Annotated in this window: 16 protein-coding genes and 1 riboswitch; of the genes, 5 read left to right on the forward strand and 11 right to left on the reverse strand. The window is 65.5% G+C overall.

Translation table 11 applies throughout. From position 1 onward, the window contains the following. Nucleotides 1–70 precede the first annotated feature (70 nt). From rplQ to HT578_RS19500, 4 genes are all read left to right on the forward strand, one after another. On the forward strand, nucleotides 71–493 hold the full coding sequence (gene rplQ / locus HT578_RS19485; RefSeq protein ID WP_039388045.1) for a 50S ribosomal protein L17: 423 nt from the start codon (nucleotides 71–73) through the stop codon (nucleotides 491–493). Between the two features lie 144 nt (nucleotides 494–637). Then, nucleotides 638–2,776, forward strand: coding sequence for a prolyl oligopeptidase family serine peptidase (locus HT578_RS19490; protein WP_213501123.1), 2,139 nt, complete (start codon nucleotides 638–640; stop codon nucleotides 2,774–2,776). A gap of 133 nt (nucleotides 2,777–2,909) precedes the next feature. Next, nucleotides 2,910–3,431, forward strand: coding sequence for a hypothetical protein (locus tag HT578_RS19495; RefSeq protein WP_239026365.1), 522 nt, complete (start codon nucleotides 2,910–2,912; stop codon nucleotides 3,429–3,431). A 111-nt stretch (nucleotides 3,432–3,542) separates the two neighbouring features. Then, nucleotides 3,543–4,130, forward strand: a complete 588-nt coding sequence (locus HT578_RS19500; protein ID WP_213501124.1) for a hypothetical protein — start codon at nucleotides 3,543–3,545, stop codon at nucleotides 4,128–4,130. Between the two features lie 20 nt (nucleotides 4,131–4,150). On the opposite strand, the gene HT578_RS19505 is transcribed toward HT578_RS19500, so the two are convergent. Beyond that, complete coding sequence (locus tag HT578_RS19505; protein ID WP_213501125.1) at nucleotides 4,151–4,798, reverse strand: trimeric intracellular cation channel family protein; 648 nt, start codon at nucleotides 4,796–4,798, stop codon at nucleotides 4,151–4,153. Between the two features lie 164 nt (nucleotides 4,799–4,962). Between HT578_RS19505 and HT578_RS19510 the strand changes: the two genes are divergently transcribed. After that, nucleotides 4,963–6,639, forward strand: a complete 1,677-nt coding sequence (locus HT578_RS19510) for a dipeptidyl-peptidase 3 family protein (RefSeq protein ID WP_213501126.1) — start codon at nucleotides 4,963–4,965, stop codon at nucleotides 6,637–6,639. 46 nt (nucleotides 6,640–6,685) lie between these two features. On the opposite strand, the gene HT578_RS19515 is transcribed toward HT578_RS19510, so the two are convergent. From HT578_RS19515 to HT578_RS19560, 10 genes are all read right to left on the reverse strand, one after another. Beyond that, nucleotides 6,686–7,615: an AEC family transporter gene (locus HT578_RS19515; RefSeq protein WP_213501127.1), complete on the reverse strand. Its 930-nt coding sequence runs from the start codon at nucleotides 7,613–7,615 to the stop codon at nucleotides 6,686–6,688. 24 nt (nucleotides 7,616–7,639) lie between these two features. Then, nucleotides 7,640–8,401, reverse strand: coding sequence for a TorF family putative porin (locus HT578_RS19520; RefSeq protein WP_213501128.1), 762 nt, complete (start codon nucleotides 8,399–8,401; stop codon nucleotides 7,640–7,642). Between the two features lie 21 nt (nucleotides 8,402–8,422). After that, nucleotides 8,423–8,851 carry a hypothetical protein gene (locus HT578_RS19525; protein ID WP_213501129.1) on the reverse strand — a complete coding sequence of 143 codons (429 nt, stop codon included), beginning with the start codon at nucleotides 8,849–8,851 and terminating at the stop codon, nucleotides 8,423–8,425. Between the two features lie 570 nt (nucleotides 8,852–9,421). Continuing rightward, complete coding sequence (lpdA, locus tag HT578_RS19530; RefSeq protein WP_213501130.1) at nucleotides 9,422–10,819, reverse strand: dihydrolipoyl dehydrogenase; 1,398 nt, start codon at nucleotides 10,817–10,819, stop codon at nucleotides 9,422–9,424. A 109-nt stretch (nucleotides 10,820–10,928) separates the two neighbouring features. Next, the gene (odhB, locus tag HT578_RS19535; RefSeq protein ID WP_213501131.1) at nucleotides 10,929–12,128 is read right to left on the reverse strand and encodes a 2-oxoglutarate dehydrogenase complex dihydrolipoyllysine-residue succinyltransferase; all 1,200 of its coding nucleotides are present in this window, start codon (nucleotides 12,126–12,128) and stop codon (nucleotides 10,929–10,931) included. Between the two features lie 9 nt (nucleotides 12,129–12,137). Then, nucleotides 12,138–14,990 carry a 2-oxoglutarate dehydrogenase E1 component gene (locus HT578_RS19540; RefSeq protein ID WP_213501132.1) on the reverse strand — a complete coding sequence of 951 codons (2,853 nt, stop codon included), beginning with the start codon at nucleotides 14,988–14,990 and terminating at the stop codon, nucleotides 12,138–12,140. A 191-nt stretch (nucleotides 14,991–15,181) separates the two neighbouring features. After that, the gene (sucD, locus tag HT578_RS19545; RefSeq protein ID WP_039388029.1) at nucleotides 15,182–16,072 is read right to left on the reverse strand and encodes a succinate--CoA ligase subunit alpha; all 891 of its coding nucleotides are present in this window, start codon (nucleotides 16,070–16,072) and stop codon (nucleotides 15,182–15,184) included. Between the two features lie 114 nt (nucleotides 16,073–16,186). Then, nucleotides 16,187–17,149 carry a malate dehydrogenase gene (mdh, locus tag HT578_RS19550; RefSeq protein ID WP_213501133.1) on the reverse strand — a complete coding sequence of 321 codons (963 nt, stop codon included), beginning with the start codon at nucleotides 17,147–17,149 and terminating at the stop codon, nucleotides 16,187–16,189. Between the two features lie 456 nt (nucleotides 17,150–17,605). Then, complete coding sequence (locus HT578_RS19555; RefSeq protein ID WP_213501134.1) at nucleotides 17,606–17,980, reverse strand: hypothetical protein; 375 nt, start codon at nucleotides 17,978–17,980, stop codon at nucleotides 17,606–17,608. A 126-nt stretch (nucleotides 17,981–18,106) separates the two neighbouring features. Then, nucleotides 18,107–19,258 carry a cell wall hydrolase gene (locus HT578_RS19560; protein ID WP_213501135.1) on the reverse strand — a complete coding sequence of 384 codons (1,152 nt, stop codon included), beginning with the start codon at nucleotides 19,256–19,258 and terminating at the stop codon, nucleotides 18,107–18,109. Between the two features lie 263 nt (nucleotides 19,259–19,521). Further along, a riboswitch (cobalamin riboswitch) is annotated at nucleotides 19,522–19,723 on the forward strand. Nucleotides 19,724–19,832 lie beyond the last annotated feature (109 nt).

Below are 19,832 nucleotides of genomic sequence, written 5' to 3' on the forward strand. Positions count from 1 at the left end.
GCGGTGGCCTTGTCCACATCGCCCGGCGGGCAGTACCTAACCGGCTGCCTGACGAACAGGAAGATGACCCATGCGTCACAAGTATTCCGGCCGTAAGCTGCAGCGCAAGTCCGGCCACCGCGCTGCCCTTCTGCGCAACATGGCCGCAGCCCTGATCAAGCACGAGCAGATCCAGACCACCACGCCCAAGGCGAAGGAACTGCGTCCCTACATCGAGAAGCTGATCACGCTTGCCAAGCACGGTGGCCTGTCCAACCGTCGCCTCGCGCACGCCAAGATCATGGACGATGCCCAGGAAAAGAAGCTGTTCGAGGTTCTGGCCGAGCGTTACTCGGATCGTCCTGGCGGCTACACCCGCATCATCAAGGCGGGCTACCGCGCTTCGGACGCCGCTCCGATCGCGATCATCGAACTCGTCGACCGTGACACCGAGGCCAAGGGCCAGGATTCGGGCCCGGTCATGAACGAGGCCGAAGACTACGCCGAAGCGTAAGGCTTGGGGCAGGGCCTCCTGGTCCTGTTGAAAAGCAAGGATACGTCCGATTTTTCGAAATTGACGGAGGCGGCCGCGAGATGCACTCTCGCGGCCGCCTTTTCTTTTGGGCGCGACGTATCTTCCCGGGAGTTCTTCTTTTTCATGCGCAATATCCTTCGTTGGACGACAGCCCTGTCGGTCCTCGCGGCCTCGCCTGCTTTCGCGAATGAACTGACCGACACGAACTATCCCGACACCCGGCGCGGCGACGTTGTCGAGACGCTGTTCGGGGAAAAGATTGCGGACCCCTACCGCTGGCTTGAAAACGATGTGCGCGAGGACAAGGAAGTTGCCGACTGGGTGGCCCGTCAGAGCGCCTTCACCGACAGTTATCTGAAGCAATTGCCGCAGCGGGGCTGGTTTGAGGAGAAGGTGCGCGGCCTTCTCGATTTCGAGCGCTTCGGGCTCCCGGACAAGGCGGGGAAGCGGTATTTCTACACGCGCAATTCAGGGCTTCTCAACCAGTCGCAGCTGTTCGTGCGCGATGGGCTGGATGGCGAGCCGCGCCTGCTGATCGATCCCAACACCTGGGCGAGCGACGGGGCCACGGCGCTGTCGGGATGGACGCCGTCGAAGGAAGGTTCGTACCTCCTCTATAGCGTGCAGGATGGCGGCAGCGACTGGCGTATCCTTCACGTTCTGGATGTCGCGACCGGCAAAGTCCTCGAAGACGAGATCCGCTGGGTCAAGTTCTCGGACCTGGCCTGGGTGGGGGAGAAGGGCTTCCTCTATTCGCGCTATCCCGCGCCGGGTGAGGGCGAGGCCTTCCAGAGCGCCAATTACGACCACACGGTCTATTACCATGAACTGGGAACCCCCCAGTCGCAGGACGTGGTGGTCTACCGCACGCCCGAGCATCCCGAATACAATCACTCGGTCACAGCCACGCAGGATGGGCACTGGGCGATCGTCACCAGCAGCATTGGCACCGATGCGCGCTTCGAGATCCACGCGATTGATCTGACCAGCAAGGACTGGACGCCGCGGGTGGTTGTCGGCGGCTTTGACGATGCCTGGGAGCTCGTCGAGGGCATGGGCGACAAGCTCTGGTTCGTCACCAACAAGGACGCACCGCGAAAGCGGCTCGTCCAGATCGATCTGGGAAGCAAGACGCCGAAGATGCACGAGGTCGTGCCCCAAGCCGAGGACATCCTCGAGCGCGCGGGTATCGTGGGCAATCGCCTCGTCCTCAATTACATGCGTGATGCGGCTAGCCATGCGGTCATCGTCGGTCTGGATGGCAAGAGCGCGCAGGAGTTCTCGCTGAGCGGGATCGGGACGGCCTCGGGCTTCCACGGCAAGCCGGGCGACCCGGAGACCTTCTACTCCTTCACCAGCTTCAACCGCCCGCCTTCGATCTTCCGCATGAACATCGAGACGGGTGAGACCACGCCGTTTGCCGAGCCGGAGATGGACTTCGATCCCGAAGACTTCGCCATCGAGCAGCGTTTCTACGCCTCGAAGGACGGCACGAAGGTTCCGATGTTCATCGTGCGCCGCAAGGACGTGGTCGCAGCCGGCAAGCCGGTGCCGACGCTGCTCTATGGCTATGGCGGTTTCGATATTGCGCTCACGCCGGGCTTCTCGGCCTCGCGCATGGCCTGGATCCAGGCTGGCGGCGCCTATGTCCTGGCGAACCTGCGCGGGGGCGGCGAGTATGGCCGTGCCTGGCACGACGCCGGACGGCGCGAGAACAAGCAGAACGTCTTTGATGATTTCATTGCGGCGGGCGAGTACCTGAAGGCGCAGGGGATCACGAGCGAAGACGGGCTGGCAATCAACGGTGGTTCCAACGGCGGCCTCCTGGTTGGCGCGGTGACGAACCAGCGCCCGGACCTTTTCGCGGCGGCTGTGCCGCAGGTCGGGGTCATGGACATGCTGCGCTTCGATCGCTTCACGGCGGGGCGCTACTGGGTCGATGACTTTGGCTATCCCGACAAGGAGGCCGACTTCCGGATCATCCGGCGCTATTCGCCCTACCACAACATCGCAGACGGGCAGGACTACCCGGCCGTGCTGGTGACGACGGCGGATACCGATGACCGCGTGGTCCCGGGCCACTCGTTCAAGTATGCGGCGGCCATCCAGCATGCGGACCTGGGCGACAAGCCGCATCTCATCCGTATCGAGACGCGGGCCGGCCATGGCTCGGGCAAGCCGACGGACAAGGTTATCGAGGAATCGGCGGATATCCTCTCGTTCATGGCGGAGTGGACAGGACTGGAGGTTCCGGAGTTCTGATCGTTCAGGTAATGAGCGTATAACATGAACAATGGCTGATGTCCGGGTTCAGACGGGCATCAGCGCCTCCTTGCTACACCGCATCTGTCGCCGGGCATTGGGCCTGGCATGCAGAAACAAGGAGGAACGCCTCATGCCCACCCTGAAGAAATCCGCTCTTGGCAAGGGACTGGTCGGGACCGTGGCGGTCGGCGCAATGGCGGCCTCCACGGCCACCCCGGCCATGGCGCGCGATGGCGGTGTCGATGCGGGCACGGTAATTGCCGGCGCGCTGGTCGTCGGCGGTATCGCCGCCCTGGCCGCGTCGGCCAGCAACGACCGGGACGGTTATGCCTACGGCCACCCGCGCGGGCGTGATCGTCGCTACGGTCGTGGTTTTCGCGGCGTGAGTTCGCGCGATGCGGTTGATCGCTGCGTTGCGGCGGCGACCCGCACGGCACATCGTTACAGCGGGCGCGCCCGAGTGACCGATATTCGCGACGTCGACCGCAAGGACTATGGCTACAAGATCAAGGGCCGGATCGTGGTCGAAGACCGCCGCAGCGGGCGTTGGGATCGTCGCAGCCGGGTTGATAGCGGCAAGTTCACCTGCAAGGTGAATTATCGTGGAGGTCTGCGCGACCTCGACTTTTCGGGCATCCGCGGCCTGCGCTGAGGATGCGCTGCCCGCCTGTGCGGTTCAGCGCCGGGAAAGGCGCCTTGGCGCATCGGGAAAACTGCTGATTGGGACGGCGCGGATCGTGCGCGCCGATTGGGAACTCGAGTTATGAAGATCCTGCGTTCGCGTACCAGTGCCTCGCTGGCTGCCCTGGCGGCCACGGTGATGACCGTTTCGCCCGCCATGGCGCATGGCTGGGGCCGCTATCCGGGCCCGCCGCGCCACCACCACCATCGTGGCGGGGGCGGAGGCGGCCTGCTTGCTGGACTTCTGATCGGTGGCGGCCTTGTCGCCATTGCCAGCGCGGCAAGCAAATCCAATCGTCCCGAGCCCGTAGTCCAGCCTCGGGACGCTTATGAGGATGACGATTACGGCCGTGACTATGACCGCGGCGATGCCCGCCCGGCCTATCCCGGTGGCCCGGTGGCGGGCGATCCCGGCTATGCGGCGCCCTATGAGGACGACCGCTTTGGCGACGAGGTCGGGGCTTCGGGCTTCGGCATGGCGGTGGATACCTGCACCGACGAGGTCGAGGGCGGTTCGCGTTACAGCGTGCGCAGTGTCGACAAGGTGGACCGGATGAACGGCCGCGTCGCGGTCGAAGGGCGGCTCGCGGATGGCCGAGGGTTTGCCTGCAGCATCGACGATGAAGGGCGCGTGCGCTCGGTCGCGGTCGATGGCCGCGCGATGATCTAAGGTGCGCTGCGCCCCGGGGCTCAGGTTTGCCGGGGCGGGCTGTCGTCCTCGCCGCCGTGCGTGGGCAGGCCGATGGACCAGTGGATCGCGGCTCCGCGCAGGATGAACCCGGCCAGCGCGCCGCAGATCCAGGCGGTGATCGGCGAAATGTCGAGCGCGATGAGAAGCGCCGCACAGGCCGAAGCCAGAGCCGAAGCCGTGACGTAAAGCTCCGGGCGCATCAGGATCGAGGGTTGGCCTGCGATAACGTCGCGGATGATGCCGCCCGCACACCCTGTCATCACGCCCATCAGGAACGAGGGGACAGGGGGCACACCCCAACCCATAGCCTTGATCGTTCCCAGGACGGAATAGACGGCCATGCCCAGCGCGTCCGCCCAGACGAGGATCCGGGCGTTGTACCAGCGCGCCGGCGTGAACCAGGCAAGCGTTGCCACGGCGAGGCACACCGGCGCCACGAGCCGGTCATGGACCCAGAACACCGGCGCATCGATCAGGAGGTCGCGCACCGTTCCCCCGCCAACCCCCGCGATCAGCGCAAAGAAGGCCACCGTGACGTAGCTTTGCTGGGTCCGTGTGCCCGAGAGCGCGCCGGAGAGGGCGAACAGGCCGATGGCGAAAAGGTCTACGGCGGCGGGCAGCACCGGCGTCTCGGGAGGCGTGATCATGGGTGTCTCTTATCACCCGTTCGGCATGGGACCTACCCTGCCGGGTACAACACGGCGCCATGTTCTGCGGAAACTTGTTTGCCCGCGTGAAAACACTAGGTTGAAGCCCTGCGTCCGGCGTCCCCCATTGCCGGTCTGACCCCGTCACATATGGATTTTCTCCCATGTCCACCCGTACCGTACTTTCCTCCCTTGCCCTGCTGCTGGCGGGCACGGCCCTCGCGCCAAGCAGCGTTGCCATCGCGCAGACCTCCGCCGCCGAGGCACCGTACAATCTGGGCGCGGCCAAGGCCGCACTGGCGCCGGTTGAGATGGATGTCGACACCGCCTTTCTGAATGCCGAAGAGCGCAAGGTCGTGAACCTGCTGATCAAGGCCTCGGACCTTCTGAGCGAGGTCTATCTGCGCCAGCGCTACGACGCCAATCCCAAGGTCCGCATGGCCATCGCGCGCAACCGCCGTGCGGACCGCGACCTCCTGCTGGAGATGTTCGACCGCAATTTCGGACCTTGGGACGAGATGTCCGAACTCCATCCCTTCTGGGGCGGCGAGGCCATGCCCGAAGGTGCGGGTTTCTATCCCACCGACCTGACCCGTGAGGAACTGGAAGCCTATGTCACAGCCCATCCGGATGCGAAGGAGGCGCTGCTCAGCCCTTATACCGTGGTGCGCCGCGATGGTGAGGCACTGGTCGCCATTCCCTATTCAAAGGCCTATGCGCAATGGCTGCTGCCCGCCGCGCAGCTTCTGGAGGAGGCCGCGGCCATCACCCGCAATCCCAGCCTCAAGCGCTTCCTGTCGCTGCGCGCCAAGGCCTTCCTCTCGGACGATTACTATGAGAGCGAACTGGCCTGGATGGACCTGGAGGACACGCCGATCGAAGTCGCCATCGGCCCTTACGAGGTCTACACCGACCGCCTGATGGGCACGAAGACCGCGTTCGAGAGCTTCGTGACGCTGAAGAACCCGGAAGAATCGGCCGCGCTCGCCAAGTACAAGAAGTACCTGCGCGACATGGAGGCGAACCTGCCGATCCCGGACGAGGTCAAGAACTTCCAGCGCGGCTTTGCCAGCCCCATCGTCGTCTCCGAACAGGTTCACGGCGGGGGCGACAACGTGCCGGGTGCGCCCACCATCGCCTTCAACCTCCCCAACGACGAGCGCGTGCGCGAGGCCAAGGGGGCCAAGAAGGTGATCCTCTCCAACGTCCTTGGCGCCAAGTTCGACCGCATCCTGAAGCCCATGGCCCCGATCGTGCTCGAACCCGACCAGGCCGCGTTCGTCGCGCGCAAGTACATGCAGTACGAGACGCTGTTCCACGAACTCTCGCACAGCCTCGGGCCAGGGACGATCACTGTCGATGGCGAGGAGACGACCGTCAACGCGCGCCTCAAGGAGCAGGCCTCGGCGCTGGAAGAGGCCAAGGCCGATGTCGCGGGTGTCTGGAACATCCTGTTCATGATGGACAAGGACGAGATCCCGGCGGGCGAGCGCGACCAGCTGTTCGCCACCTACTTCACCGGCATCTTCCGCTCGGTACGCTTCGGCGCGGTGGAAGCGCACGGGAAGGGCGCTGCGCTCCAGTACGGCTACCTCCAGGCCAAGGGGGCGTTTCGTTTTGATGACGGCGCCGGGCGCTTCGTGATCGACGATGCGCGCATGGAAGCGGGCCTTCGCGATCTTTTGCACGACATCCTGATGCTGCAGGCGAGGGGCGATTATGAGGGCACCAAAGCCTTCATGGGCACCTGGGCCAGGCTTGATGGCCATGCGGAGGAGGCGATTGCCGCGATGGGCGATGTGCCCGTCGACATTCTCCCGATCTATCCCAGCGAAGTCTGACGACGCGCGCCCGGCGAACCCAGGTCGCCGGGCGCAGTCCTTGCGCTCAGAGCGCCCACCACAAATAGCCGGTGATCGTGCCGAGCGAGAGGATCGTGGAGAGAAGCACGGTGCGCGCGGTCACATCGGCCTCGCGGCCATAGAATTCGGCCAGCATGAACGGGCCGGTGCCGGTCGGCAGGGCCGAGAGGATGACGGCGGCGTGGATAGCCATCGGGTCGATCTGGAAGACCCGGGCCGCCAGAAACCAGACAGCCACGGGCTGTGCGATCAGTTTGACCGCGATCAGCCCCGCGATCCGGCCCCTGGGCGCGGGCGCAGGGCTTCGCTCCGCCGCGAGGAACAATCCGAGGGCAACCAGCGCGCAGGGCGAGGCGGCCGCGCCCAGCATCGTGAGGAAACTGTCGAGCGGATCGGGCACGGCCAGCCCCGTGATCGGGAACACGCTGGCGGCAAGCGGTGCGGCGACAAGCGGATTGGCAAGCACCCGGCGCGCGACCTTGATGGCGAGCTTGCCCGGAGTCGCCGCCTTCTGGGTCGCGGCTTCGATCAGCACGATGCCGATGGCGAAAACCACGCACACGGTCATCAGGACCGAAAGCAATGTCAGCGAACGTGCCTCGCTCCCCAGCACGACGGCGATGATGGGAAAGCCCATGTAGCCGTTGTTCGCGTAGCTCGAATTGAGGCCGTCGATGGCCGCATCGGCGAGGCCGTGGCGCAGGCGCGCAAGGATCGTGAAGACGAAGGTGCCCAGAGTGCCCAGCGCCAGCGCGGCCATGAAGCCGGGGTGCCATAGCTGCGCAGGCTGGGCCTTGGCGACGATCTCGAAGAGGAGCGCGGGCAGCGCCAGCCAGACGACGAAGCGGTTGAGCTCGCGTGTTGCCTGGGGGCCCAGCGCCTTCAGATGGCGCGCCAGCCAACCGGCGAAGATCAGGCCGAAGACCGGGAGGACGGTCAGCAGGGGTGTGAGCATGGGAGCAGTCTTGCGCGTGGCGGATCAGAAGGAGACGCGCATGTAGCCCGCGAGACGCGTGCCGGTGTGCCGATCCCAGTAGCGCGTGTCGCGCGCGGCGTCCTGATTGATGCTGGTTCCGCTCAGTTCCATGCCGATCGCGAAGTTGAGGCGCGAGCGTTCCACCGCGAGATACCAGTTGGTGTAGTCGCCATCGGGGCGCAGGCGTACGGCGCGCTCGGCATCGTTGGTGGATCCGATGGTCTGGCCGATCCCGGCGTAGAGGGCGAGGGGGCTGCCCGGAATGCCCGCGCCGATGTCGGCGGACAGGTAAAGGTTGTCGCCGCCGATGGCGTCCTGCGAGGGGGCGTAGCTGGCGCCGAGCGTCAGCCAGGCGGGGCCCAGCGTGCGCGAGACCGAGCCTTCGATCTCGACGTAGTCAAGCTCGCCCGCATCGATGAAGACGTGCCCGCGCGCACCGGCCGAGAAATCCCAGCCATTGCTGGAGGTGACGTACTTGGGGGCGATCTCGATGCCCAGCTCACTTCCGCCGTGACGGCGCGCGCCGCGCAGCGTGGTGGCGTTGGCGTCAACCACGATGTGCGAGGTGATGGGGAGCGAACCGTCGACCTGGAGGGCGAGTTCGCCCTCGCTGTCGCTGATGCCACGGCTGCGCATGTCGGTGCGCGCCTCGAGCGCCGCGCTGGCCGTGCGCATTGCTTGCGCATGGGCCTGGCCGGGAGCGGCGAAAGTGGTCAGGGAGAAAAGCGAAGCCGCGAGAACTGCGGCAGAAAATGTACGCACCATGCCGCTTCGCATAACGTGCTATCAGCGCGCGGCCAAGGACCTCGCGGCGCTGATCGTGGCCGCCACGTGAGGCCGGTCTTCCTGCGCGGTGAGCGCGAGTTGCTCGTTGATGTCGGCAGAGGTCTTCGCGACAAGATCGGCGTGCATGGTGTCGCGTGCGACGCAGCGTCCGGCGCGGGTGTGCGAGACTTCGCGGGTGCCCGGCAGCATGGCGCTGATCGCCTTGCCCGAGGCGGAGTCGGTGATGCGGCGTTCGATGGTGACGAGGCCCGAGACCTCGCAGCGCTTCATCCCGCGGCGGCCTGCGGGTGCAACGCCGATCTGGCGGGCCGAGGATTCGACGTGGGCGACATAGGAGACCGTGTAGGCCTTGCCGTTCTGCTCATGCTCGACCGTGTGGACGGGAGCCATGGCTGCGGCGGCGGCGAGGGTGATGGCGAGAAGGCTCATAAGGATCCTTGCTTGGTGCGGTGCACGTGACTGGCGAGAGGTGGGCGACTGCCCGGGAGAGGCCCGGCCTAGGCCGCACGGCGGCGTCCCGGTCAACGCGGGCGACCGGCTTCCTTCGCACAGTGAGAGAAAGGGAGGGCCCCGGCGTCCGGGAATGCGGACGACCGGACACCGGGGCTGCGGCCCCTGGCGCTGCGTACACGCCAGAGGCCGCGGGGGGTGAGGCGCTACCGGTTGATGGATGGCGCGGCCGGGCAGGTCCTGTTCGGGGACGCGGCGAGGGGCCTGGGGATCGGCTGCAGTGAAGCCATCGACATCGTACTCTCTCCCAAAAGCAATAGCGCGCTCAATACATGGGCATGTGTGCCTTTTGTTTGAGCACCCTTTGCGTATCGTGTGGGCAATTCCGCAATGTTTCTGGATCGAAAGAATGATTGGCCTTGTTTCACAAGGCTGGCTGCGTTGCGCACGTGAAGCCCCGTTTGGGCAGGGATGGTGCGGGCACCAGACATGAAAAAAGGGCGGCGCCAGCGGCACCGCCCTTTTCAGCTGTTTCGTAGGGACGCTCGATCAGGTGTGGATCGGCTTGCCCTGGATGCCCATCGCGGCTTCCTTGATCGCTTCCGAGTGGGTCGGATGTGCGTGGCAGGTGTAGGCGATGTCTTCCGACGTGGCGCCGAATTCCATGGCCTGCGCAACCTGCGCGATCATGGTGCCCGCGACCGAGGCAATGCACCACACGCCGAGCACGCGGTCGGTTTCCGCGTCCGCGATGACCTTCACGAAGCCGTCGGGCTCGTGGTTGGTCTTGGCGCGCGAGTTGGCCATCATCGGGAACTTGGAGGTCTTGACCTTGCCCTTTTCCTTGGCGGCTTCCTCGGTGAGGCCCACGCCCGCGATTTCGGGCTGGGTGTAGACGACGCTCGGGATGACGTCGTGGTTCACTATGCCGGTAAGGCCGGCAATGTTCTCCGCAACGGCAATGCCCTCGTCCTCGGCCTTGTGCGCGAGCATCGGACCCGGGATCACGTCGCCGATCGCCCACACGCCTTCGACCTTGGTGCCGAAGTCGTGGTCGGTCTCGATCTGGCCGCGCTGGTTCAGTTCCAGGCCGATCTTGTCGAGGCCGAGGCCATCGGTGTTGGGCTTGCGGCCGATTGCGACGAGCACGACGTCGGCGTCGAGCACTTCGGCATCGCCGCCAGCGGCCGGTTCGACGGTGACCTTGGCCGCGCCGTCCTTGACCTCGACGCCGGTGACCTTGGTCTTCAGCTTGAGGGTCATGCCCTGCTTCTTGAAGATCTTGCCGGCTTCCTTGCGCACGTCCCCGTCCATGCCGGGCAGGAGCTGGTCGAGGTATTCGACCACGGTGACTTCGGCGCCGAGACGACGCCAGACCGAACCGAGTTCCAGACCGATCACGCCGCCGCCGATGACGACCATCTTGCCCGGGACCTTGCCCAGTTCAAGCGCGCCGGTGCTGTCGACGACCACGCCGCCCGCGTTGTCGACTTCAACGCCGGGAAGCGGCGTGACCGACGAACCGGTGGCGATGACGATGTTCTTGGCGGTCTTGGTCTCGCCGTTCACTTCGACGGTGTGCGCGTCCTTGAACTGCGCATAGCCCTTGAGCCAGTCGACCTTGTTCTTCTTGAAGAGGAACTCGATGCCGCCGGTCAGGCCCTTGACCGCGTCCTTGCGCTGGCCCTGCATCGTATCGAGGTCAAGCTCGGGCGTGACCTTGATGCCCATGCTGGCCATCGCGCCGTTGGCAGCCGCGTCGAAGTATTCCGAGGCGTGCAGAAGCGCCTTGGAGGGGATGCAGCCCACGTTGAGGCAGGTGCCGCCCAGCGTCTCGCGGCCTTCGGCGCACGCGGTCTTGAGACCCAGCTGCGCGCCGCGGATTGCCGCGACGTAGCCGCCCGGGCCCGCACCGATGACAAGCAGGTCGTAATCGTATTCAGCCATAACCTGGCTCCAATCCTTCGTTCGTCATCCCCGTGTATAGCGGGGATCCCGTTGGTCGGGAGAGAAAAGAGCGGGGCCCCCGCGACTAGGCGGCGCGGGGGCGACGCGATCAGAGGTCGATGAGGAGGCGCGTGGGGTCCTCGATCGCTTCCTTGATGGTCTTGAGCGCGGTAACCGCCTCGCGACCGTCAATGATGCGGTGGTCGTAGGACAGCGCGATGTACATCATCGGGCGGATCACGATCTGGCCGTTGCGCACGACCGGACGGTCCTCGATGCGGTGAAGGCCGAGCACCGCCGACTGCGGCGGGTTGATGATCGGGGTCGACATGAGGCCACCGAACACGCCGCCGTTGGAGATCGTGAAGGTACCGCCCTTCATGTCTTCCATGGTCAGCGTGCCTTCCTTGGCCTTCTTGCCGTAGTCGGCAATCGCCTTCTCGATGCCCGCGAACGACAGCTTGTCGCAGTCCTTCACGACGGGGACGACGAGGCCGTTCGGGGCCGAGACCGCGATCGAGATGTCGACGTAGTCGTGGTAGACGATCTCGTTGCCGTCGATCTGCGCGTTGACCGCCGGGATGTCCTTGAGCGCGAGCACCGAAGCCTTCGCGAAGTAGGACATGAAGCCGAGCTTGATGCCGTGCTTCTTGGCGAAGATGTCCTTGTACTTGTTGCGCGATTCCATGACGGCCGACATGTCGACGTCATTGAAGGTGGTGAGGAGGGCTGCGTCCTCCTGCGCGCTCTTGAGGCGCTTGGCGATCGTCTGGCGAAGGCGCGTCATCTTCACGCGCTCTTCCTGGCGAGCCGGAGCCGCGGCGACCGAACCGGCCGAAGCGGGCGCGTCGGCGGGCTTGTTCTTGGCGGCGGCGATCACATCGTCCTTGGTGATGCGGCCGTCCTTGCCGGTGCCCTTGATGGTGGCCGGATCGATGCCGTATTCGAGCACCGCGCGGCGCACGGCCGGCGAGAGCACGGCGGCATCGGTCGTCGAACCTTCGCTGGCGGCCGGTGCGGGAGCCGGGGCCGAAGCAGCCGGTGCGGGGGCCGGAGCGGCCGCGCCGCCCGAGCCGGACTCGATCGTGGCGATCAGCGCGTCGACGGTGACGGTGTCACCCTCGGCGGCAAGCTGCTCGCCCATGACGCCGTCGTGCGGCGCCATGACGTCGATTGCGACCTTGTCGGTTTCCAGGCTGCAGATGGGCTCGTCGGCGGCAACCGCTTCACCGGGCTGCTTGAGCCATTCGCCAATGGTGGCCTCGGTGACGGATTCGCCGAGAGTGGGGACCTTGATTTCGGTGGACATGATTTACTCTCAAGCCTTCTGCTTGCGACGGAGTTCGGAACGGACGGAGAGGTGGAGCGCGTCGGCGACCAGGGCCGACTGCTCGGCCACGTGGCGCTTGGCAAGACCCGTTGCAGGCGAAGCCGAAGCGTTGCGACCAGCGTAACGCGGACGCGGGTTCGAGACGCCGGCTTCCTTGGCAGCGGCCTCGATCTCGCTTTCGACGAAGAACCAGGCGCCGTTGTTCTTGGGCTCTTCCTGGCACCAGCAGATTTCCTCGAGGTTGGTCATGCGCGAGAGGCGCAGGGCCAGCGGCTCGCCCGGGAACGGGTAGAGCTGCTCGAGGCGGATGATCTGGGTGTCGTCGATCTCGTTTTCATCGCGCGCTTCGACGAGGTCGTAGTAGACCTTGCCCGAGCACAGGATGACCTTCTTGGTAGCCTTGTCTTCCGGCGCCTTGGGGTCGGAAAGGATACGGTAGAAGTGGCCGTCGCCGGTGAAGTCCTCGGCCTTCGACTTGGCTGCGGCGTGACGCAGCAGCGACTTGGGCGTCATGATGATCAGCGGCTTGCGGAACGGACGGTGCATCTGCCGGCGCAGCACGTGGAAGTAGTTGGCCGGGGTGGTGATGTTGCACACCTGGATGTTGTCGTTCGCGCACAGCTGGAGGTAACGCTCGAGGCGGGCCGAGGAGTGCTCGGGGCCCTGGCCTTCGTAGCCGTGGGGCAGCAGCATCACGAGACCGTTCGCGCGCAGCCACTTCGATTCCGAGGAGGCGACGTACTGGTCGATGATGATCTGCGCGCCGTTGGCGAAGTCACCGAACTGGGCTTCCCACAGGACCAGGGTCTTGGGGTCGGCGCTGGCGTAGCCGTACTCGAAGCCGAGCACGCCATATTCCGAAAGCGTCGAGTTCAGGACCTCGAAGGTGCCGTGGGGCAGCGTCTTGATCGGGGTGTACTTGCGCTCGTCCTTCTGGTCGACCCAGACGGCGTGGCGCTGCGAGAAGGTGCCGCGTTCGCAGTCCTGGCCGGACAGGCGCACGCCGTACCCCTCGGTCACGAGGCTGCCGAAGGCGAGCGCCTCGGCGGTGGCCCAGTCGAAACCTTCGCCAGCTGCGAACATCTCTTCCTTGGCCTTGAGCACGCGGCTCAGCGTCTTGTGGACGGTGAGGTCCTCAGGAACGGTGGTCAGCGTACGGCCCAGGCTGTCGAACAGCTTGGTGTCGATGCCGGTCTGCACGTTGCGGCGCGCGGTTTCCGCATCGGCAGGCTTGTGGAAGCCCGACCAGCGGCCCGAGAACCAGTCGGCGTGGTTCGACTTGTAGGTCTTGGCCGCTTCGAACTCGTCCTCGAGATGCGCGTTGAACGCAGCTTCGGTCTCGGCGAGGAAGGCATCGTCGATGACGCCTTCGGCCTTCAGGCGGTCCGAGTAGATCTTGGCCACACCGGGGTGCTTCTTGATCTGGGCGTACATCAGGGGCTGCGTGAAGCCGGGCTCGTCGCCTTCGTTGTGGCCGAAGCGGCGGTAGCACCACATGTCGATCACGATGTCGCGGCCGAAGGTCTGGCGGTAGTCGATCGCCAGCTTGCAGGCGAAGGTCACGGCCGCCGGATCATCGCCGTTGACGTGCAGGATCGGGGCCTGGACGCCCTTGGCGACATCCGAGGGGTACGGCGAGTTGCGCGCGAAGGCGGGGCTCGTCGTGAAGCCGATCTGGTTGTTGATGACGAAGTGGATGCAGCCACCGGTGTTGTAGCCCTTGACGCCCGAGAGGCCGAAGCACTCCCACACGACGCCCTGGCCGGCAAAGGCGGCGTCGCCGTGGATAAGCACGGGAAGGACGGTCTTGTGCTTGGCGCCCGGACCCACATCGTCGCCGATGTCGTCGTGGCTGACCTGGTAGCTGCGCACCTTGCCCAGGACGACCGGGTTCACGGTCTCGAGGTGCGAGGGGTTGGGCATGAGGCTCATGTGAACCTTGATGCCGTCGAAGTCACGGTCGGCCGAGGTACCCAGGTGGTACTTCACGTCGCCCGAGCCGCCCACGTCCTCGGGGTTGGCGGTGCCGCCCGAGAATTCGTGGAAGATGACCTTGTAGGGCTTGGCCATGACGTTGGCGAGGACGTTCAGGCGGCCGCGGTGGGCCATGCCGTAGACGATTTCCTTGACGCCGAGCTGGCCGCCGTACTTGATCACGGCTTCGAGCGCCGGGATCATCGATTCGCCGCCATCAAGGCCGAAGCGCTTCGTGCCGACGTACTTCTTGCCGAGGAACTTCTCGTACTGTTCGCCGCGCACGACGGCCTGAAGGATTGCCTTCTTGCCTTCGGGGGTGAACTCGATTTCCTTGTCGGGACCTTCGAAACGGTCCTGGAGGAAGCGGCGCTCCTCGACGTCGGCGATGTGCATGTACTCGAGGCCGACGTTGCCGCAGTAGTTGGCGCGCAGGATCTGCACCAGCTCGCGCACGGTCGTCCATTCAAGGCCGAGGTTGCCGCCCACGAAGACCGGACGGTCCAGCGCGGCGCCTTCAAAGCCGTGGTACTCGGGCGTGAGGTCCTTGGGCAGCTCGCGCTTGGCAAGGCCGAGGGGGTCGAGGTTGGCGGCCATGTGGCCACGCACGCGGTAGGTGCGGATGAGCATCATGGCGCGGATCGAGTCCGCAGCCGCCTGGTCGATGCTCTTCTGGTCGACCTTCGCGCCGCCCTTGCCGGCGGCCTTCTCGACAGCCATGCGCAGAGCGGAAGGATCGAGGCCCTGGGTCAGGTCGTCTTCGAACTCGGCGCCGACGAGGGGCCAGTTCTTGCGCTGCCAGCTGGGTCCCTGCTGGGGGCCGTCAAGGCCCGTATCGGGGGTGAACTCGAAACTTTCGTCGCCCATGGAATCACCTTTTCACGCCAGTATCGTCTCTGCGGCGCATGGAGGAATAGTTTTGGGACACTGTCGGGGGCCGGAGAGGAAGGCGCGGCAGTGGGATTACAGTTCTGTCGGCGTTTGGACGCCTTGTGTTTGTTGCCGTGTGGAGGCGGCACCCCGGAAAAACCGAGAGGCCGCCTCCACCGGAAATAGGATCAGGCCACTTCCTTGATGGCTTCGACCAGCGTCTCGCCCAGAAGCGAGGGGCTGGCGGCCACGCGGATGCCGGCTTCTTCCATCGCCGCGATCTTGTCTTCGGCGCCGCCCTGGCCGCCCGAGACAATCGCGCCTGCGTGGCCCATGCGGCGGCCCGGAGGCGCCGTACGGCCCGCGATGAAGCCGGCCATCGGCTTCTTGCGGCCACGCTTGGCTTCGTCCTTGAGGAACTGTGCAGCTTCCTCTTCGGCCGAGCCGCCGATTTCGCCGATCATGATGATCGACTTGGTCTCGTCGTCGGCGAGGAAGAGCTCGAGGACGTCGATGAAGTTGGTGCCGTTGACCGGGTCACCGCCGATGCCGACGGCCGTGGTCTGGCCAAGGCCCGCGTTGGTGGTCTGGAACACGGCTTCGTAGGTCAGCGTGCCCGAGCGCGAGACCACGCCGACCGAACCCTTCGAGAAGATGTTGGCGGGCATGATGCCGATCTTGCACTCACCGGGGGTGAGCAGGCCAGGGCAGTTGGGGCCGATGAGGCGCGACTTCGAACCCGAAAGGGCGCGCTTCACGCGAACCATGTCGAGCACGGGAACACCCTCGGTGATGGCGACGATCAGTTCGATCTCGGCATCGATGGCTTCGAGGATGGCGTCCGCGCAGCCCGAGGGCGGAACATAGACGCACGAGGCGTTGGCGCCGGTGACGGCCTTGGCCTCGGCCACGGTATCGAACTGGGGCAGGCCCAGGTGATCGGTACCGCCCTTGCCGGGGGTCACGCCGGCAACCATCTGGGTGCCATAGTCAAGCGCGGCCTGGGTATGGAAGCTGCCGGTCTTGCCGGTCATACCCTGCGTGATGACCTTGGTATTCTTGTCGACGAGAATGGACATAGGGTTATTCCTGTTCCTGGGCTGGAGCGGCCTCAAAGGCCGGGGTCCGGTGTACTAGGAGTAATGTATGTCGCGGACCAGAGGCTCCGGTCCGCAACACACAAGTGTATTTGCTCAGGCGAGCGTTTCGTCGATGCCCTTGCAGGCCGCGACCAGTTCCTTGACCGCGTCGATCGAGACCTGCAGGCCTGCCTTGGCGGTGTCGTCGAGAGCGATCTCGATGACTTCCTCGACGCCTTCGGCGCCGATCTTGACGGGAACGCCGACGTACATGCCGTCAACGCCGTACTGGCCTTCGAGGAAGGCGGCGCAGGGCAGGACGCGCTTCTGGTCGAGCAGGTAGCTCTCGGCCATCGAGATCGCCGAGGCGGCCGGAGCGTAGAAGGCCGAGCCGGTCTTCAGCAGCGAGACAACCTCGCCGCCGCCGCCCGCGGTGCGCTTGACGATGGCGTCGATGCGCTCCTGGGTGGTCTTGCCCATCTTGATGAGGTCGGGAACGGGGATGCCCTTGACGGTCGAGTAGTCGACAACCGGGACCATCGTGTCGCCGTGGCCGCCGAGCACGAACGAGGTGACGTCGCGGACCGAGACACCGAACTCCCAGGCGAGGAAGGTCGAGAAGCGGGCCGAGTCGAGAACGCCGGCCATGCCGACGACCTTGTTGTGCGGGAGCCCTGAGAATTCGCGCAGCGCCCAGACCATCGCGTCGAGCGGGTTGGTGATGCAGATCACGAATGCTTCGGGAGCGTGCTCCTTGATGCCTTCGCCCACGGCCTTCATGACCTTGAGGTTGATGCCGAGCAGGTCGTCGCGGCTCATGCCCGGCTTGCGGGGCACGCCGGCGGTGACGATGATGACGTCGGCGCCTGCGATGTCGGCGTAGTCGTTGGTGCCGGTGATCTGGGCGTCGAAGCCCTCAACCGGACCGCACTGCGACAGGTCGAGTGCCTTGCCCTGCGGAATGCCTTCGGCGATGTCGAACAGGACGACGTCGCCCAGTTCCTTCTGCGCCGCGAGGTGCGCGAGGGTGCCGCCGATGTTGCCGGCGCCGATGAGGGCAATCTTCTTACGTGCCATGATGCGTGCTTGTCCTTCCCAAGGCGGGATTGACGGACGAAAAGGGAGCCTGCTTCATCCCGCGAAAGGCAGGCACCGGGTACTTGCAATCGCGGCCCTAGTCCTCTCGGGGGGACATTGCAACCGGGAAAGGGCGCAAGAACCGCCGAATTCGGAGGTTTTTATGATAATAGTTCGCAATTGCATTAAGGCGTGTTGCTGCGGTTTTGGGAACGTATTTCGGCGGGTTTCCGTATGCCGGGCGGGCGGCGTAGGCCTGGCCGGATGGCCCCGGCGGTCCGGATTAGGCCAAGTTCGTTGCGCAAGTGTGCAGGGCTTGTGCGATGCTCGCAAGATGGATGGTCCGAGTCGCCCCGTGGCGTCGGTCTGTTGCTTTGCGTCTCCGGGGCGGGGGCACGAAAAAGCCCCTCGGCCGTAGGGCAAAGGGGCTTCGGAAGGGCGGTTTGCCGGAAGGCTTCAGAAGCCGGTGGCGAGGTGGCTTTCAAACTGTTCGGCCATGCGGCGGTCGAGCTGGCGGCAGATCGAGATCCACCAGGTGCACGAGCGCGTATCGCCCACGAGGCGCGCGGCCTGGGCGTTGTGGCGGGCATGCTCGGCCGCGGACAGGCCGTGCCGGGCGAAGTGCTGAAGCGCTTCGGCCAGAAGGGTCTCGTCGTTCGCGGGCGCGGGAGTCCGGTCGAACTCGCGCGAGACGATCGAGACGTCGATCGAGCCTGAGCGGCATTTGCGGTCGGCGTTGTCGTTGGTGCTGTCGAGCGGGGCCGAGACGCACTGCATGCGTTCGAGGAAGGGGATGGCTCGTCCTTTCGCAGCTGCGAAGCGTATTGCCATTTTGTGGTCGAGGCCTTTCCGTTTCTCCAGAGTCCGGTTCCTCTGCTCCGTAAGAGCGGGTCCGTTAGAGAATCCCTATCACTCAAGGCGCTAAGTCTTTGTGTGGGGCTATGGTTTCCAAATGGTTTACGGCGCCTCGGGAGGCCTCGGAGTGCTGCGGTCGTGTTCGATCCAGCGCCCCGAGTTGCGATATTCGGGGCGCACGCGGGCGCCTGCGGGAAGTCCATCGGCCGCCGGCTCAGACGGGAAAGCCGTCGCGGACAGGGGGGCGCTCCCCGATGTGCCGACCGCAGGTGGCGGGATGAGCGCCCTCGCGAGGTCCTCGTAGGCTTGCTGGATCACGGTCGGATCGCTTTGGGTTTCGGTGGTGGGCGTCAGGGCATCGGCCGCGGTTCTGCGGCGTTCGCTTGCCGGTTCCATACCCGTATAGAAGTAGCGGAACGTGGCCGCACGGCCGGCGGCGCCCTTGAAGCTGTAGAACCGGTGGGCGCCAATGGTCGTCAGGGGCTGGAGGCTGGAGGCCCAGTACGGCGCCACTTGAAGCGTATGGTAATGGGTCGCGAGACCGGCGGGGGCATAGACATCGCCCGACAGCGCGCCCCTCGCCACCGTTTCGGCGCGGTTCCAGAAGTAGGTCGCCGGACGACGGGACAGGGAGCCATCGCAGGTGAAGGAGAACTGGCAGCCCGTGGCGAGCTCGGAGCCTTCGTAGACAACGCCGCACACGGTGTCGGGATAACTGGGGTGCGCGAGGCGGTTGAGGACGACCTGGGCGACGGCGCGCTGTCCGGCGTCGGGCTCGCTCGCGGCTTCGTAGTAGATCGCGCTGGTCAGGCATTGCAGCGCGCGGGAGCGGTCGGTCGGCGAACTGGTGAAGGGCAGGTCGAGGACGTGGAGGGGCTGTGCCGTAGGGTTCTGGCCGATGGCGTGCCCGACAATCGTGCCCGCCAGGCCATCACCCTGGACGGCCTTGTCCGCTTCGAGATAGTAGAACGCCGAGCCCGGGAAGCTGGCCCCCGCCTGCTCGAACGGCATCGGATCGGGCGTGTGGTGCTGGGTGGCGGCGTTGGCGATGCGGAAGCGCTCCCAGGTGCCGGGCATGGCAAAGGCGGTCAGGGCGGCCAACGAGAGTACGGTTCCGATCCGCCTGGTATAGGCGCGGCGCGGTGCGGCGGTGCGGGTGGTGAACCGGCGGGCCCGGCGCTTGCGGGCAAAGCGCCCCTGGAAGTCGGCAGGGCGGCCATCGCGTAAATCGGGCAGGGCAGGCACGCGCGACATGGGGTTTCGTTCCGGATCCTTGGTTCGCCTGCCCCCTCCCCATATCGGGCAGGGGGGCGAGCGTTGGCGGCACTCTCTATACAATACGCATCGTGGGTCGCGGTCACGCCTGTGAGGCGCGTCCCACCTCGGTACATGGATCGAGGTTCGTCAGATTAGGGGAAAGGCTTTAAGAAAGCCTCTGCAAGCTGCCAAGATGGTTCCGCGCAAGGATTGCAGGGCGAGAGGTCTTTGAGTTGCAATTTCCCCATGGCGCACCTAAAGGCCGCGCGCACGCCACGGGTTGCCTGCCCGCGTTGACGCGGGGGCAGGCCTAAGAGGGAAGCCGGTTGCAACTCCGGCGCTGCCCCCGCAACTGTGACCGGGGAGCATCCCCTCCATTCGCGCCACTGAGCAATCGGGAAGGCCGGACGGGGATGCATCGATCCGGAAAGCCAGGAGACCTGCCCGGGGTCGTCGTTTGCAAACCGGGCGAGGGGACCGGAGGGCAGCGGTATGGGGCGCCACTTCGGGACCGGCGCGATCCTTCCGCCATGAACGGCCACACGTTCAGGGGGTTCCGGAAGGGGTATGA

This window comes from Novosphingobium decolorationis, from assembly GCF_018417475.1.
GTDB classification, from domain to species: Bacteria; Pseudomonadota; Alphaproteobacteria; order Sphingomonadales; family Sphingomonadaceae; genus Novosphingobium; species Novosphingobium decolorationis.

Excerpts from the sequence above, each read along its gene's own strand:
- rplQ (WP_039388045.1), top strand. The coding sequence starts at position 71 with ATGCGTCACAAGTATTCCGGCCGTAAGCTGCAGCGCAAGTCCGGCCAC.
- HT578_RS19490 (WP_213501123.1), top strand. The coding sequence starts at position 638 with ATGCGCAATATCCTTCGTTGGACGACAGCCCTGTCGGTCCTCGCGGCC.
- HT578_RS19495 (WP_239026365.1), top strand. The coding sequence starts at position 2,910 with ATGCCCACCCTGAAGAAATCCGCTCTTGGCAAGGGACTGGTCGGGACC.
- HT578_RS19500 (WP_213501124.1), top strand. The coding sequence starts at position 3,543 with ATGAAGATCCTGCGTTCGCGTACCAGTGCCTCGCTGGCTGCCCTGGCG.
- HT578_RS19505 (WP_213501125.1), bottom strand. The coding sequence starts at position 4,798 with ATGATCACGCCTCCCGAGACGCCGGTGCTGCCCGCCGCCGTAGACCTT.
- HT578_RS19510 (WP_213501126.1), top strand. The coding sequence starts at position 4,963 with ATGTCCACCCGTACCGTACTTTCCTCCCTTGCCCTGCTGCTGGCGGGC.
- HT578_RS19515 (WP_213501127.1), bottom strand. The coding sequence starts at position 7,615 with ATGCTCACACCCCTGCTGACCGTCCTCCCGGTCTTCGGCCTGATCTTC.
- HT578_RS19520 (WP_213501128.1), bottom strand. The coding sequence starts at position 8,401 with ATGGTGCGTACATTTTCTGCCGCAGTTCTCGCGGCTTCGCTTTTCTCC.
- HT578_RS19525 (WP_213501129.1), bottom strand. The coding sequence starts at position 8,851 with ATGAGCCTTCTCGCCATCACCCTCGCCGCCGCCGCAGCCATGGCTCCC.
- lpdA (WP_213501130.1), bottom strand. The coding sequence starts at position 10,819 with ATGGCTGAATACGATTACGACCTGCTTGTCATCGGTGCGGGCCCGGGC.
- odhB (WP_213501131.1), bottom strand. The coding sequence starts at position 12,128 with ATGTCCACCGAAATCAAGGTCCCCACTCTCGGCGAATCCGTCACCGAG.
- HT578_RS19540 (WP_213501132.1), bottom strand. The coding sequence starts at position 14,990 with ATGGGCGACGAAAGTTTCGAGTTCACCCCCGATACGGGCCTTGACGGC.
- sucD (WP_039388029.1), bottom strand. The coding sequence starts at position 16,072 with ATGTCCATTCTCGTCGACAAGAATACCAAGGTCATCACGCAGGGTATG.
- mdh (WP_213501133.1), bottom strand. The coding sequence starts at position 17,149 with ATGGCACGTAAGAAGATTGCCCTCATCGGCGCCGGCAACATCGGCGGC.
- HT578_RS19555 (WP_213501134.1), bottom strand. The coding sequence starts at position 17,980 with ATGGCAATACGCTTCGCAGCTGCGAAAGGACGAGCCATCCCCTTCCTC.
- HT578_RS19560 (WP_213501135.1), bottom strand. The coding sequence starts at position 19,258 with ATGTCGCGCGTGCCTGCCCTGCCCGATTTACGCGATGGCCGCCCTGCC.